Genomic DNA, 14,692 nt, shown 5'->3' with positions numbered 1-14,692 from the left:
CGAGGCAGCCGGGCTTGAACAAGCGGCTACGGGCTGCGTTGACACCGACCTCTGGTTCGACAACCACTGGATCATCGACTCGACCCTGGTGGAGTGCGGCGGCTGATCGAATCGGTGAGCGACACCCTCAAGGGCCGGCTCGACCTGGAACAGCACGGCGGCCGGATCTTCGAGGGCGTCGCTACCCGGGTCGCTCAGCGCGTCCTCGCGCCGGCGGCGGCGATCTGGCACAACCACACGACCGGACAGTCGGTCATGCGATCTCTGATTGCCCACGACCACTGATCACATCGGAATGACTCGTCCAGCCGGGCATCCCCGACGACATCACTCTCTGGGGCCTGCTCGCGACGAAGTCCTACGGCATCGTCCACACCATGCCGTTCTGGGACGAGGTCGTCGCGAGCACCGCCGCCGCACACCCGGAGCTGTCGTTGCGCAGCGTGCTCATCGACGCGCTCGCCGCGGAACTCGTGCTGCGTCCCCAGCGGTTCGACGTCATCGTCGCCTCCGGCCTGTTCGGGGACATCAATCCGGAACGGCGCCATCCGTCGATGTTCGAGCCGGTGCACGGGTCGGCCCCGGACATCGTCGGCAAGGGGATCGCGAACCCGCTGGCCCAGGTCGACTCTGCGGCGATGCGGTACAGGACACGCTTACGGCCGGTGTCGTCACCCCCGACCTGGGCGGAACGGCCAGTGCCGAGGACGTGGAGAAGCACCTGCTGTCGCTGCTGTAGGTCCGGGTGCGGGGCTCGCAGTGCCAGGACGCGGCCCACCCCCGGGCAGGCGAGTTCAGCGGGCGAGGAGTCGCCAGACGACGACGGCGACCGAGGCCCGCACCCGGCCCTGCTGGTCTTCGAGACCGAAACCCAGAGCTTTCTCGATCTGGTCGATCCGGTACCGGAGAGTGCTCTGGTGGACGAACATCGCGGCGGCCGCCTGCCGGACGGAGTCGTGGACGAGGAACGTCTCCAAGGTCTGAAGTGCCTGGTGTCCCCGGCGGCTCTCGGCGAGTTCGCCGAGCCTGCGGACGTCGCCGTCCGCCGCGGCGAGGTCCGGTGCGAGCCCCGCCAGCAGTCCGAGCGCCCCGAGGTTCCGGTGATCCACCATGGGGCCGAAGCCGAGCATCCTCCCGAAGCGGGCCGCCGTGTTGGCCTTGCGCCAGCCCTCCGACAGATCCGCGGTGGGGCAGCCGAGCAGGAGGCCGATGCGTGCCCGGCAGTCCACCGGCAGCGAGCAGGGAGCGCTCTCGTCCTTCCGGACGGCCGACTGCGTGATGACCGCTCCGACGTTGCCGATCACGGCGCAGGCCGTCGGCTCGCCGGCCTGTCCCGATGAGGCGACGGCGTCGCGCACCATGGTGAGCTGTTCGGAGAGGGTCACCACGTCGTCAGCCACGACCGCCGCGAGGTCGATGGGCCGCGAAGGATTGAATCCGAGGCGCTGAAGTGCCCGTTCGCGGACTTCGGGGGCGACTTCGCCCGAGAACAGGCTCTGCAGCAGGGAGCCGATGCTCCTGGCCGCTCGCGGACTGCGCCGCCACAGGGCTCCGGCCGCACGGGCGAACCGCTCCAGGATCAGTTCGTCGAGTTCCTCCGGCGGCCCCGGGCGTTCCAGCCAGACCTCGCCGACGACCGACGTCTCGACGCGCACGGCCTGCTTCATCGACGGGACCGACTCGCCCTCGACGGCCAGGCCGGACGCGTTGAACCGCACCGACCACGACGACTCCAGGTCGCGCAGGCCAACGACGCACCTGCTCAGAGTCCCGGAAGCCCGGGTGCATGCTTCCAGGGTCGCCGCATGCTCCACCAGCGTGTCGTAGTACTCGATGACCTTGAGCGCACCCTCGGTGTGCGGATCGAGCGCCGAGACCTGCACCATGAGTGTCCGCATTTCGCCAAAGTAACAGGAATCCGCCATTCGGCTAGATGTGTGACCGGATTCTCCGCCACCTGCCGGATGTAGGGGCGTTCCGGACGAACCTATGCTCCGGGAACACCGCTCGACCGGAGGTGAAGACCATGAGGTACCCGTACGACGCAGAGCTCGCGGCAGCGCTGGCCCTGAGCGCGAGCTACTCGATCCAGCAGCTCGAAGAGGCACGCCTCGAACACGAACGGTATCTCGCGGCCTCCCAGCCTCACGTGGACGGAGCCGACCAGCTGCGGATCACGGACAGCGAGGTACCGGCGGGCAGCCACGGACCGGCGGTGGGAGTACGGGTGTTCACGCCCTTCCTGCTGGAGCCGCCCGTCCCGGCGGCGCTCTTCATCCACGGTGGCGGATTCGTGCTCGGCAGCATCCAGAGCGAGCAGGGGTTCGCCGCGGCGGCCGCTGTCGAGGCGGAGGCCGTCGTCGTCTCGGTCGAGTACCGTCTCGCACCCGAGAACCGGTACCCGGCAGGGGTGGAGGACTGTTACGCCGCGTTTCGCTGGATGGTCGAGAACGCCGCGGAGCTGGGGATCGATCCCGACCGCATCGGTATCACCGGATCGAGCGCCGGCGGTGGACTGGCCGCGGCCGTCGCCCTCATGGCCCGCGACCGGGGCGGTCCGCAGCCGTGTTTCCAACTGCTCAACATGCCGGTGCTCGACGACCGCCTCGACACCCCCTCGATGGTCGCCTTCACCGACACCCCCATCTGGAACCGCGACAGCGCGGAAGCCAGTTGGCGCTACTACCTCGACGCCCGGACAGCCGGAACACCGGACGTCCCCTACTACGCCGCCCCAGCGCGCGCTGACGACCTGAGCCGTCTGCCCGCGGCATACATCGCGACGGCCGAATTCGATCCACTGCGGGACGAAGGACTCCTCTACGCGCTCCGCCTCCTGCAAGCCGGGGTCAGCGTGGAAGTCCACAACTTCCCCGGCACCTTTCACGGGTCCGACGTCATCCAATGCGCCGAACTCTCCCGGCTTCAGCTCGCCGAGAATCACGCGGCCCTTCGCCGGGGCCTCCGGAGCCCGCGGCTCACGATGATCACCGACTAGACCCCCGCCGCAGTCGACCGAACCCGCATGAAATGACCGCCCAGGGCGGTCCTCAGTCGAACCGGAAATCCGCACCGGTCGCCTTCCCGTCCCCCAGCGAATTCGACTGTCAACAGAAAGTAACCCGCTCGACAGATGCACTCAGGTGTCCTCGGCATGCCCTCACCGAAGACGCACGAAGGAGAAATCCAATGAACAACCACCCGCAATCCGACATATCAAGACGTGACGCGTTGCGACGTAGCGCATGGGCGCTGGGTGCGGCCATCGCGGCCCCGTCGTTCCTCAGCGCGTGCGCCAACTCCACCGGGAGCGGAGCATCCGCCTCCGCATCCTCGGGCGGGGCTTCCTCGTCCGCCGGCACCAAACTCACGGCCTTCGACCCCAAGGCACCCGCGGGGAAGGCCCCGGACCTTCCGAAGCGCCTCGCTCTGGCCAACGCGGGAAACGTGCCGCTCTTCCTCAACGTGGCCAAGTACATGAAGCAGGCCTGCGAGGACCGCGGACTGGAGTTCCTGACGGCCATCTACAACTTCGACGCCGGAAAGCAGGTGTCCCAGACGGACGCCTTCTTCCAGCGCGGGATCGGCGCTCTGGTCGAGGAACCGGTGAACATCGAGGCCTCCAACCCCCAGATGATCAAAGCGCTCGACATGGGGATGTGCTCGATAGGCGTCCAGCGGCCGTACTCGCACTGCCAGATCGCGGTCAACCAGTACGGGTCGGGCTACGGCCAGGGCATCGCCGCCGTCGAGTGGATCAAGAAGAATCTCGGGGGAAGGCGCAGGTCGTCTATTTCAACAACAAGAACAACGCGCCGGCGATCCAGCAAAGGGACCACGGCGGGCTGGCGGCCCTGAAGACGGGCGGGCCGGGGATCCAGGTGGTGAGCAACATCACCAATCCGCAGGACAACGGCAAAATGGCCAACGTCATGGGCTCGATCCTCCAGGCGCATCCGGGTGCCAACGTCGTTCTGGGCGCCACCAGCACGATGCTCGGCGTGCTGTCCGCCTTCCAGGCGATCGGGCGCGCTCATGATCCCGACGTCTACGTCTCCAGCACCGCAGGTGTCGAAGCCGACTACGACGCGATCGAGGCGGGGACGGTCTACCGGGCGACGAGCGCCGAGCCGTGGAACATGTGGGCCTACTGCATCGGGCAGTTCGCCGCCGACTGGCTCGAGGGCAAGTCCATACCTCGCGGGTTGGGGGCCGGCACGGTGAAGGACAAGGGCGTGGAGCCGATGCTGACCACGGTGCAGGCGGTGAAGAAGTTCCGGTCCTACATGGCCGATCCGCGCGGGCTGTGGGAGAGGCCGAGCGAACTCGCGAAGGTGGTCTCGTTCTACGGAAACATCAGCTATGCGACCCGGGAGAACTGGTGGCGGCAGGAATGGACCCCGTGAGCCGGGCATCAGGAGGGGAGCCGACCATGGGCAACCAGCGAATCATCGAAGTGATCAGTTCCGCGTATCGCAGGCACAATCGCCGCGTCCCCGGTGAAGCAAGCGGCCGACTGGGCCTGGGAGTTCTGGCTCTGGCGCTCTTCGGCGCACTGTCGCTGCAGTTCGGCCACGACTTCTACGGCATCAGCGACGTCCTCACCATCCTCATGTCCGTGTCGTCCATTCTCATCGCGGTGACCGGCTCGATGGCGTTGCTGATATCGGGCAACGTGGACCTCTCGGTCGGCAGCATGTACGCACTTGTCGCCATCATCGTGGGAGAAGTCGCGATACACACGCAGTCCGCACTGCTGGCCGTCCTTACCGGCCTGCTGTCCGGCGCGTTCCTGGGGGCCGTGAACGGCTGCCTCGTACGGCTGCTGAAACTGTCCCCGCTGATCGTCACCATCGCCACCCTGACGATCTACGCCGGAATCGCCTTCGCGATCACGGGTGCCGTGCCGCTCTACGGCTTCCCGTCCTCGTTCACGGAGATCGGCCAGGGTTCGCTCGCCGGCCTCCACTACCCGATCCTGGTGGCCGCGGTGGTCTTCCTCGTCGGCGGCTTCGTGCTGGTCAGGACGAAGGCGGGGCTCCGGGTCTACGCGATCGGAGGAAACAGCCAGTCCGCCGGACTCGCGGGCATCGCGGTCGGCCGCACGACGGTCGTCCTCTACACGATCAACGGCATGCTGGTCGGGCTGGTCGCGATCCTCGCCTCGGCCCGCCTGGGCACCGCGGATCCGAACCTGGGCGCGAACTTCGAGTTCGACGTGCTGACGGCCGCGATCCTCGGCGGAGTGGCGTTCGCCGGCGGCGGCGGAAGGCCATTGGGCGTGTTCCTCGGTGTCACGGTGATCGCCCTCGTCAATGCCGGGGTCATCTTCGAAGGGCTCCAGTCCTACTGGCAGCAGATCGTCCAGGGCGGGCTGCTGCTCGTCGCCCTGGCCGCGGACCAACTGCTCCTCCGCTGGAAGACGACGCGGTCCCCCAAAGCCGTACCGGATACACCCGTCGCTCCGCCCGAAAGCGTGCCGGACGCCCTGGAGGAGCAGCTCGACACCGGCGGCCGGCAAGCGGCCGGGGACGGGCGGATCGTGCTGGAGGCCCGGCACCTCGGCAAGCGGTACGGGCCCGTGGTCGCGGTGGAGGACGTCAGCCTGACCGTCCGCGCGGGTGAGGTGCTGTGCCTCCTCGGGGACAACGGCGCCGGGAAGTCGACTCTCATCAAGATGCTCTCAGGAGCGGTGCAGCCGGACTCCGGAAGCATCCTCGTAGACGACACGGAGACTCCGCTCACCAACCCGAAGCTGGCCCGCGAGGCGGGAATCCAGACCGTCTACCAGGACCTGGCCGTCTGCGGCAATCTGAGCGTGGCCCACAACCTCGTGCTGGGCGACGAGCCCACCCGCCGCATCGCGGGCCTGGTCCCCGTCCGCGACGACGCACGGGCGCGGGAGCTCGCCGCCTCCCGGCTGCGAACGCTCGGAGTCGTGCTCGGCGACTACGACACCCCGATCCAGAACCTGTCCGGCGGACAACGGCAGTCGGTCGCGATCGCGAAGGTCCTGGACCCGGACGTCAAGGTCGCCATCCTGGACGAACCGACGGCGGCGCTGGGCGTACGGCAGACCGAGAACGTCATGCGGCTCGTCCGTTCCGTGGCGGCCCGGGGCTGCGGGGTCGTGCTCATCACGCACGACATCGGAGTCGTGATGGAGGTCGGTGACTCGGTCACCGTGCTCCGGCTGGGATCGGTCGTCCACAACGGGCCGGTCAGCGAGCTCGACGAGATCGCGCTGCTTCAGATGATGGCCGGACTGCACCACGGCGACGGGGCCGCACGGGTCCGCCAGGAGAGTGCGCGATAGCGATGCCGGGGCACGGCGCTCGGCCGAGCCGAGCGCCGTCCGCGACAGACACGATCATCGAAAGGAAATGCCGCATGGAAGCGGAACCTCGCCGTGTACTCGTCTACGGTGACTCCCTCACCTTCGGTGCCGTACCGGTCGAACGCGTGATCCCCACCACGCGCTACCCCCGTGACCAGCGCTGGACGGGCGTCCTGGGCGCACAGCTGGGTCCGGGCTACGAGATCGTCGAGGAGGGGCTGGGCGGCAGGACGACGGACGTCGACGACCCGCTCGACCCGGTACGCCTGAACGGGGCGGCGCACCTGCCCACCATCCTCGCCTCGCACATCCCGCTCGACCTCGTCGTCATCATGCTGGGCACGAACGACTTCAAGTGGTACTTCCACCGGGAGCCCGAGGACATCGCGCTCGGCGTCGGCCGCCTGATCGACATCTGCGCGTCCTCGGACCGCATCGTCGGCACCCTGTACCCGGCGCCCCAGGTCCTCCTCGTCGCCCCTCCCCCGCTCGGGGACATCACCAACCCCTGGGCGGCACGGCTCTTCGAAGGCGGGCTGGAGAAGTCCAGGGGCTACGCCCAGGCACTGCGCGATCTCGCGTCGTTCCTCGGGATACGCATGGTCGACGCGGGTGAGTTCTTCACCACGGACGGCGCCGACGGCATCCACTTCACCGCGGAGAACAACCTCGCGCTGGGCAAGGCGGTCGCGGCGGCGGTACGGGAGATCCTCCCGGTCCGGGAAGCCCTGCCGGTCCCTTAGGCCGACGGCGTCGGGTCGTACCGCATGAGCCGGACCTCCGCGAGGTTGGTGAAGCCGCCGTGGCCGTCGTAGATCCGCAGCAGGGGCGTCTGCGTACGCTGGGGCAGCTTGAACGTGTACCAGTCCTGGTCACTGGTCATGCCGGTGATCGTCACCAGGGTCTTCCAGGTCTGACCGCCGTCGGTGGAGCTCTGGACCAGCGTTCCGTTGCCCCGGCCGACGAAGTTCGCCCTCGGGCGGACCATGACCGCGTCCACGGTCAGCGGGGAACCGTCGGTCGGCGCCACGCTCACCCAGCCGTTGCCCGAGGTGGTGTCGGTGGCGGTGGTGAGGTCGCCGTCGAACATCCGCCAGCCGTTGGCCGCCGTCGTACCGGTCCCCGGGAACTGCGGGCTGGACGCGTCCACCCAGCTCTTGTCGACGTCCACCGGCGTCACATGGGTGTTCCACAGTTGCAGGGAGGAACCGTCGGTCGTGTCGGTGAGCGTGGTGCCGGTGCGGCCGTCGGCCGTCGTGTAGTCGACCGAGAAGCGCAGTGCGCGGCCGAAGTCGACGTCGTCGGGCAGTACGGCGGTGGCCTGCCAGTGCTTGTCGTCGGTGTGGGTGACCTTCGCGGTGACGCCCTCGATGACGGCGTCCACGCCGGCCAGGGGTTCGGTGGCCACGAGGTCGAGCTTCACGGTGTCGCCGTTGACCGCCTTGCCGGAGTCCGCGTCGTCGGAGGAGACCGAGACCGACGACACCGCCCGGGCGGTCTCCACCCGTTCGCCGCCGATCCGGAACTCGCTGAACGACGACAGGCCGGGGTAGTTCGGGTCGGTCGGGATGCCCGGGTCGTCGACCTGGACCTTGAGGTACCGGAACGACTCGTCCTTGACCTGCTCGCGGACCGGGATGGTCTCCATCGGGAACTTCGGTGTGGTGTTCGTGGTCTCCCATGAGGTCAGCAGGGTCCAGGTGCGGCCGTCGTTGGAGCCGTAGACGTCGGCGCCCTGGGAGCGGTTGGCGAAGTTGTACCGGGCCCGCAGTCCGAAGGCGTCGGCCCGTACCCGGAATCCGGCGCCGAAGTCCATCGTGAACGGGGCGGTCAGATCGCCGGAGAAGGTGTTGACGTCGTCGTCGGTCAGGTTCCACACGTTCGTGGCCGACAGGGACGAGGTCACCGCTCCGTTGTAGTCGAGCGTGCCGTCGGCGAGCTTCGGGTTCAGCGGCGCCAGCCCCGCCACCGCCTTCTGCACCTCGGCCAGCGCGGTGAGGAAGCCGGTGTCGTCGGCCGTGCCGACGGCCGCCTCGGCCGAGGACACCGCGTCCTCGTACGCCTGGCGGGCTCCGGTCGTGTAGGTGGTCCCGGAGTCGAAGCCGTCCTCGGCCAGCGCGACCGCCTCCCGCCGGTCGCCGGCCACCTTCAGCGTGACGGCCAGGACGGTGTCGACCTTGCCGGCGGAGGCCACGACACTCGTACGGAACGTGCCCGTCTGCTTCTTCGTGGGCGTCCACTCGAACGCCCCGTCGGCCTTGCCGACGGTCGCGCCGCCCGGCAGGCCCGGCGCCGTGTAGCCGAGGGTCTCGCCGCTGGAACTCGTCGCGGCCAGGGAACGGCGGAGCGTTTCGCCCGCCACGCCGATCAGCGTGGTCCGCTGCCCCTGGGCGAAGGCCGGGATGCCGAGCTGCGCCTTGGCCTGGAGGTTGACGCTGTCGACGTCGACCGTCACGTCGGAGGCGCCGACGACGGTGTAGTACGCCAGGTTCTCGCCGCCGGTGCTGCCGGGGACGACGGCGTAGTCCATGTCGTAGGTGACGTACCACCAACTGCCGTGCGTGTCCGGCAGGTTGACGGTGTGGTAGGGCGCCGGCGACATGTTCTTGCGCAGTTGCAGGATGGCCGGACCCGTCGTGCGCACCAGCACGCCCACCGGGCTGTACCCGTCGCGGCTGTCGTACATCAGGGTGCGTACGGCGATCGTGGTGCCCTTCTTCGACGCCCGCATCCGGACCACCTCGTGCCCGTCCGCCTCGTGGAGCTTGGAGCGACCGTCCAGGGCGATGCTGCGCTGTGCCACCGACACCAGCGGGGTGGTCTGCTGCGGCCGGGTCTCGCCGGCCACCTGCCGGGGCAGCGACAGCCAGTAGTCGGGGTTGTAGTCGGGGTTGCTGTTCCAGGAGTTGTAGGCGCCGGTGCCCCAGTAGAACGTCGGTCCGTCGGCCTGCCGGTGCACCTGGGCCACGCTGGGCGCCCGCTTCTCGACGTCCACGCCGAAGTCGTACTCGTAGATGTCGTAGAGCTCGTCGATCGGGTCGAACAACCGTCCCCGGTAGGCCTCCGAGACACTGCCGGGACCTCCCGTGGTGTCGATCCAGGGGATCGAACGGCCCGTCTGGTGGGCGTAGAAGGCGTCGAGGCCGGCGAGCAGCCGGTCGCCGCCGAAGCGGTAGGGGGAGACGGCGTTCCGCTTGGTGGACACCGTTCCGGCGACCGGGTCCAGGCGGGTGCCCTGCACGGTGAGCAGCCGGGCGCTCTCGGCCAGCGCGTTGATCCCGTCCCAGGCGTGGGCCTGGTCGCGGCCCATCTCCTGCACCTGCACGAAGGAGCGGCCGTAGGGGTTGAGCGAGTCGTCCGCCTTGATCTGGCGGATCAGGGAGGTCAGGCCGCCGTTGGTGTTCTTGTCCGGGTTGGCGGAGTTGACCGAGAACCACTCGACCGTACGGTCGTAGCCGGCCCGGTCGTCCGTGAAGACGTAGCCGGCCAACTCCCCGACGACCGGGTAGGCCTGCTGGCTCATGAAGAACGTGTTGCCGTAGAGCAGGACCTTGATGACGGGCGTGACCAGGTTCTTCGTCAGGTTCGCGGTGTCCGCGTCGGTCCAGGCGGTGTCGTATCCGTCGCTGCCCGGGTTGACGCTGGAGTAGCGGAGGATCTCGGCCGCGGCGAGCATGCGCATCAGCGGGATGGCCGCGTGGATGTGATCGTCCGGGTAGTTCGCCACCTTGGCCGGGTCCATGTGGGACCAGGTACGGAGGATGTGCATCCCGTTCGCCCGGTACACCGGGTCACCCGTGATGAAGTACCGGATCGCCTGGGTGTAGGCACCGAACGCGTCCTCGATGAACTGGTACTCCACGCCTTGGGAGTTGAACGCGTCCGTCCCCGGGGTGTCCACCCCGACCCCTTGTTGACGGGGGCGAGCGTGCGGGACGCGTACTTCGTGTCCGCCATCGCCGCATAGTAGGAGGCCCACGGCTCGACACCGCCTTGCACCTGCCGACGCGCGAGTCCGAGGTTCGAGGCGCTCACCGCGATACCGGGGTGGGTGAACCCCGCGTCGCTGGTGACCTGTTGCAGGGAGACGGCGGGGAAGGCGTCCGACGCGTCGGACGCCGCCGCGCGTGCGGGCAGTGCCGGGAGCAGGGCCCCGAGCAGCACACAGAGCGCGGTCGCCATGAGCCGCCATCGGTCGGGTCTGTGGCCGCCGCGCCTCGTCGCTGGTTCCTGCCGCATGCAACTCTCCATCGAGTCAGGCGCTTCACACTATAGAAAGCGATTACTGCGAAGCTAGGAACAGCTTGTTCAGTTCCGCAAGAGTCGCGCGTTTTCGAATGTTTTCGGTGCCGTTGATGTGGCGGAAGAGAGGCAGCAGCAGGCATACCTTGGGGAATACTGACAGCAAACGATTACTTCCGCGGGATCGAACCAGCCGCGGTGCGGAACGCCGCGTGGCCGGTGAGGGCCTGTCCGACGACCAGGGTGTGCATCTCGCTCGTGCCTTCGTACGTCAGCACGGACTCCAGGTTGTTCGCGTGCCGCAGCGGCGAGTACTCCAGCGAGATACCGGCCGCGCCGAGGACGGTCCGGCACTCGCGGGCGATGGCGAGCGCCTCGCGCACGTTGTTGAGCTTGCCGGCGCTGATCTGCTCGGGGCGGATACGGCCCTGGTCCTTGAGGCGGCCGAGGTGTACGGCGAGCAGCGCCGCGCAGCCCAGGGAGACGCTCATGTCGGCGAGCTTCTGCTGGGTGAGCTGGAAGGCGCTGATCGGAGTGCCGAACTGGACGCGTGTGTCGGCGTATTCGATGGCCGTCCGGAGGCTGTCGCGGGCCGCGCCGACCGCGCCGAACAGGATGCCGAAGCGGGCCTCGTTCAAGCAGGACAGCGGGCCGCGCAGGCCTTCGGCGAGCGGCAGCCGCGCCGCGTCCGGCAGGCGCACGTGGTCGAAGTACAGCTCCGAGGTGACGGAAGCCCGCAGGGACATCTTCTGCCTGATGTCCCTGGTGGTGAAGCCGGGCGTGCCGCGCGGCACGAGGAAGCCGCGGATGCCGTCCTCGGTCCGCGCCCAGACGGTGGCCACGTCGGCGATGCCGCCGTTGGTGATCCACATCTTGGAGCCGTTCAGGATCCAGTCGCCGCCGTCCCGGACGGCCTTCGTGCGCATCCCGGCGGGGTCGCTGCCGAAGTCGGGCTCGGTCAGGCCGAAGCAGCCGATCGCCTCACCGGCGGCGAGCCGCGGCAGCCACTCCCGCTTCTGCTCCTCCGAGCCCCACTTCCGGATGGAGTACATGGAGAGCGAGCCCTGTACGGAGACGAAGCTGCGGAAGCCGGAGTCGGCCGCCTCCAGTTCCAGACAGGCGAGACCGTAGGACACGGCATTGGTGCCGGCGCAGCCGTAGCCGTCGAGATGCATGCCCAGGACGCCCAACTTGCCGAGTTCCGGGGCGAGTTCGCGGGCGAAGTGGGCGTTCTCGAACCACTCGCCGAGGTGTGGGCGGACCCGGTCGGCGAGGAACCTGGCGACGGTGGCCTGGATCTCGCGTTCCTCGCCCGTGAGGGTGGAGGCGAGGTCGAGCAGTTCGAGGGGGTCGGTCATCGGCTCGGCGCCGCTCATCGTGTGCTCCAAGGGGTGGTCGGGGCCGGGGTCCGGGAGTCCAGCCAGGCCGTGATCTCCTCGGTGTGCTCACCGAGTCGGGGCGGGTGGGTGTCGTAGCGGGGCGGAGTGCCGGAAAGGCCGATGGGGTTGGCGACCAGATCCATCGGTGTGCCGTCCGGTGCCGTGACCGTGGCGCGCGGGGCGAGGCCGAGCCGCTCGGCCAGGTCGAAGGCCTGGGCCAGGTCGTTCACCGGGCCGCAGGGCACGCCCAGCGGGGTGAGGCGGTCGTACCAGTCTGCGGCGGTCCGGGTTCTCAGCAACTCCCCCAGTTGGAGGGCGAGTTCGTCGACATGGGCCACGCGGCCGGAGTTGGTGGCGAAACGGGGGTCGGCGGCCAGCTCGGGCGCGTCCAGCCCCTGGCACAGGGCGGTGAACTGCCGGTCGTTGCCGACCGCGACGACGAGCGGCCGGTCCTGGGCGCGGAACACCTCGTACGGCGCAATCGACGGATGCCGGTTGCCCAGGATGCCCGGCACCTTTCCGGCCAGGGTGTAGCCGGCGGCCTGGTTGACCATGCCGGACAGCAGACAGGAGAGCAGGTCGACCTGTACGTGCTGTCCCTCGCCGGTCGCGTCGCGATGACGCAGGGCGGCCAGGACGCCGACCGCCGCGTGCACTCCGGCCAGGACGTCGACGAGGGCCACGCCTGTTTTCACCGGCTCCCCCGGTGCCGTACCGGTCACGCTCATCAGGCCGCCGACGGCCTGGATCAGCAGGTCGTAGCCGGGGAGTGCGGCGCCCGCTCCCGGGCCGAAGCCGGTCACCGAGCAGTAGACGAGGCGCGGGTTGAGGGCGCGGGCCCGGTCGTAGCCCAGGCCGTACTTGTCCATGGTGCCGGGCCGGAAGTTCTCGAAGAGCACGTCGGCCCGGCGTACGAGTTCCGTCGCCCGGCGCCGGTCGGCTTCGGCGCGCAGGTCGAGGGTGAGGGAGCGTTTGTTGCGGTTGACCGACAGGTAGTACGTGGACTCACCGTGGGCGTGGGGCGGGCCCCAGGCGCGGGTGTCGTCGCCCGTCGCCGGATGCTCGACCTTGATGACGTCGGCGCCGAGGTCGGCGAGGAGCATCGTGGCGTACGGGGCGGCCAGGACGCGCCCGAAGTCGGCGACGAGCAGGCCGGACAGCGGCTCCGGCGCGGTCACCGCCCGGCTCCCGACGCCCGTACGTACACGGTCGTGGTCCGGGTGAAGAACTCGCGCGCGGCACGGCCCTGTTCCTTCGGCCCGTACGCGCTCTGCCTGGCGCCGCCGAAGGGGACGTGCGGATCGGCTCCAGCGGTCTCGGAGTTGATGTGGAGGACGCCGACGTCGAGTCTTTCCGTGGCGGCCGTCACCGCGCGCAGGTCGTCGGTGAAGACGGCCGCGGACAGGCCGAACTCGCCGTCGTCCGCCAGCCGGAGAGCCGCCCGCAGGTCGTGCGCGCGGCGGACGGAGAGCACGGGACCGAACAACTCCTCGCGCCACAGCGGGTCGTCACCGGCGAGGGCCACCACGGTGGGCGGCAGGAACGCGCCCGCCATGCGGTCGTCGTCGTAGGGACGGCCACCGGTGAGGATCTCGACGCCCGGGCGGGCCGCCGCGGCGTCCATCGCCCGCTGGATCTCGTCCCTCGCCCGCAGCGAGACCACCGGCCCCATGTCGGTGTCCTCGTCCAGAGGATCGCCGACGCGGAGGGCCAGGACCCGCTTGGTGAGCAGGGCGAGGAACTCGTCGGCCACCGGTTCCGCCACGACGAGCCGCGAAGTGGCGGTGCACTTCTGGCCGCTGGAGCGGAAGGCCCCGGCCAGTACCTCGCCCGCGGCCAGGTCGAGGTCTGCGTCGGCGAGGACGACCGCCGCGTTCTTGCCGCCCATCTCCGTCTGCGCGGGCCTGGCGAGCCGGCCGCAGGCGGCGATCAGGTTCCGGCCGACGATGGTCGACCCGGTGAAGGTCACCGCGTCCACACCAGGGTGCTCGACGAGTCGGCCGCCGAGTTCCCCGTCGCCGATGAGCAACGACAGTACGCCGCCTGGCAGTCCGGCTTCGACCAGCGCCTCGGTCAGTCGTACGGCGAGCAGTGGTACGGCGTCGGCGGGCTTCCAGACCACGGTGTTGCCGTAGCCGAGCGCGGGCGCGATCTTCCAGGCCGGGATCGCGATGGGGAAGTTGAACGGGGTCACGACCGCCACGACGCCGACCGGACGGTGCAGCACCTGGATGTGCTCGCCGGGCCGGGGCGAGGCGAACACCTCGCCCACCGGCCGGGAGGCCTCACCGGCGTGATAGCGGAAGATCTCCGCCGCCCGCCGCACCTCGCCGATGCCCTCGGCCCGGGTCTTGCCCTCCTCCCGGGAGAGTTCCTCACCCCATTGCCGGGCGTGCAGGTCGATGACGTCGGCGGCCCGGTCCAGGATCCCGGCGCGGACGTGGTGCGGGGTCGCCGCCCAGCGGGGAAAGGCGTCCCGTGCGGCGGCGACGGCCTCATCGAGGTCGCGGTCCGCGGCGAGCCGCCCGGCGGCGACCGCCTCGTGGGGACGTGCGGGGTTGACGTCGACCAGTTCCTCACCGTCGCCGGACCGCCACTCCCCCGCGACCAGGTGACGCAGGGAACGGACCGGTCTGTCGGTGCTGCTCTGTCGCATCGGCCTTCCTTTCAGCGAAGAGAGTCGTCCGTGGAGGCCGTCATTGTGGGGACGGCACGGACGCCGACGCACTGGACG

Annotated in this window: 10 protein-coding genes and 2 pseudogenes; 7 read left to right on the top strand and 5 right to left on the bottom strand. The window is 69.3% G+C overall.

Annotated elements, in window-relative coordinates; genetic code table 11:
• Positions 1-93: 93 nt before the first annotated feature.
• A pseudogene (locus tag ACQEWB_RS39770) lies at positions 94-285 on the top strand (IS982 family transposase); the annotation flags it as partial.
• A gap of 62 nt (positions 286-347) precedes the next feature.
• Positions 348-739: pseudogene (locus ACQEWB_RS39765) on the top strand (isocitrate/isopropylmalate family dehydrogenase); the annotation flags it as partial.
• A gap of 55 nt (positions 740-794) precedes the next feature.
• Here the strand turns inward: ACQEWB_RS39765 and ACQEWB_RS39760 are convergent.
• A complete protein-coding gene (locus ACQEWB_RS39760; RefSeq protein WP_432839997.1) occupies positions 795-1,898 on the bottom strand; it encodes a PucR family transcriptional regulator in 1,104 nt (367 codons plus the stop codon).
• Between the two features lie 128 nt (positions 1,899-2,026).
• On the opposite strand from ACQEWB_RS39760, the gene ACQEWB_RS39755 reads away from it, so the two are divergent.
• The 5 genes from ACQEWB_RS39755 (at position 2,027) to ACQEWB_RS39735 (ending at position 7,080) form a co-directional block, all read left to right on the top strand.
• Complete coding sequence (locus tag ACQEWB_RS39755) at positions 2,027-2,998, top strand: alpha/beta hydrolase (protein ID WP_432839995.1); 972 nt, start codon at positions 2,027-2,029, stop codon at positions 2,996-2,998.
• A gap of 233 nt (positions 2,999-3,231) precedes the next feature.
• Positions 3,232-3,858 carry a hypothetical protein gene (locus tag ACQEWB_RS39750; protein WP_432839993.1) on the top strand — a complete coding sequence of 209 codons (627 nt, stop codon included), beginning with the start codon at positions 3,232-3,234 and terminating at the stop codon, positions 3,856-3,858.
• Positions 3,753-4,406 (top strand): sugar ABC transporter substrate-binding protein, encoded by a 654-nt coding sequence (locus ACQEWB_RS39745; protein ID WP_432839991.1) that lies wholly within the window; start codon positions 3,753-3,755, stop codon positions 4,404-4,406. The genes ACQEWB_RS39750 and ACQEWB_RS39745 overlap by 106 nt, the downstream gene beginning before the upstream one ends.
• Positions 4,407-4,432: 26 nt before the next feature.
• Positions 4,433-6,316, top strand: a complete 1,884-nt coding sequence (locus tag ACQEWB_RS39740; RefSeq protein ID WP_432839989.1) for an ATP-binding cassette domain-containing protein — start codon at positions 4,433-4,435, stop codon at positions 6,314-6,316.
• A gap of 74 nt (positions 6,317-6,390) precedes the next feature.
• Positions 6,391-7,080: an SGNH/GDSL hydrolase family protein gene (locus ACQEWB_RS39735; RefSeq protein ID WP_432839987.1), complete on the top strand. Its 690-nt coding sequence runs from the start codon at positions 6,391-6,393 to the stop codon at positions 7,078-7,080.
• Here the strand turns inward: ACQEWB_RS39735 and ACQEWB_RS39730 are convergent.
• The 4 genes from ACQEWB_RS39730 to ACQEWB_RS39715 form a co-directional block, all read right to left on the bottom strand.
• Complete coding sequence (locus ACQEWB_RS39730) at positions 7,077-10,238, bottom strand: discoidin domain-containing protein (RefSeq protein ID WP_432839985.1); 3,162 nt, start codon at positions 10,236-10,238, stop codon at positions 7,077-7,079. The two genes, ACQEWB_RS39735 and ACQEWB_RS39730, sit on opposite strands and share 4 nt — an antisense overlap.
• Positions 10,239-10,749: 511 nt before the next feature.
• Positions 10,750-11,955: an acyl-CoA dehydrogenase family protein gene (locus tag ACQEWB_RS39725; protein ID WP_432839983.1), complete on the bottom strand. Its 1,206-nt coding sequence runs from the start codon at positions 11,953-11,955 to the stop codon at positions 10,750-10,752.
• A complete protein-coding gene (locus tag ACQEWB_RS39720; protein ID WP_432839981.1) occupies positions 11,952-13,136 on the bottom strand; it encodes a CaiB/BaiF CoA transferase family protein in 1,185 nt (394 codons plus the stop codon). Before ACQEWB_RS39720 ends, ACQEWB_RS39725 begins: the two co-directional genes overlap by 4 nt.
• Positions 13,133-14,614, bottom strand: a complete 1,482-nt coding sequence (locus ACQEWB_RS39715) for an aldehyde dehydrogenase family protein (protein WP_432839979.1) — start codon at positions 14,612-14,614, stop codon at positions 13,133-13,135. The genes ACQEWB_RS39720 and ACQEWB_RS39715 overlap by 4 nt, the downstream gene beginning before the upstream one ends.
• Positions 14,615-14,692: the final 78 nt, after the last annotated feature.

It is taken from the genome of Streptomyces sp. CA-249302, from assembly GCF_050936785.1.
In the GTDB taxonomy this organism is placed as follows: Bacteria; Actinomycetota; Actinomycetes; order Streptomycetales; family Streptomycetaceae; genus Streptomyces.
The sequence above is the reverse complement of the archived record's forward strand: the minus strand, read 5'-3'. Positions and strand labels throughout refer to the sequence as shown.

Bases quoted from the DNA above. Each gene is read 5' to 3' on its own strand.
- ACQEWB_RS39715 (WP_432839979.1), bottom strand. From the start codon at position 14,614: ATGCGACAGAGCAGCACCGACAGACCGGTCCGTTCCCTGCGTCACCTG.
- ACQEWB_RS39755 (WP_432839995.1), top strand. From the start codon at position 2,027: ATGAGGTACCCGTACGACGCAGAGCTCGCGGCAGCGCTGGCCCTGAGC.
- ACQEWB_RS39740 (WP_432839989.1), top strand. From the start codon at position 4,433: ATGGGCAACCAGCGAATCATCGAAGTGATCAGTTCCGCGTATCGCAGG.
- ACQEWB_RS39735 (WP_432839987.1), top strand. From the start codon at position 6,391: ATGGAAGCGGAACCTCGCCGTGTACTCGTCTACGGTGACTCCCTCACC.
- ACQEWB_RS39760 (WP_432839997.1), bottom strand. From the start codon at position 1,898: ATGCGGACACTCATGGTGCAGGTCTCGGCGCTCGATCCGCACACCGAG.
- ACQEWB_RS39725 (WP_432839983.1), bottom strand. From the start codon at position 11,955: ATGAGCGGCGCCGAGCCGATGACCGACCCCCTCGAACTGCTCGACCTC.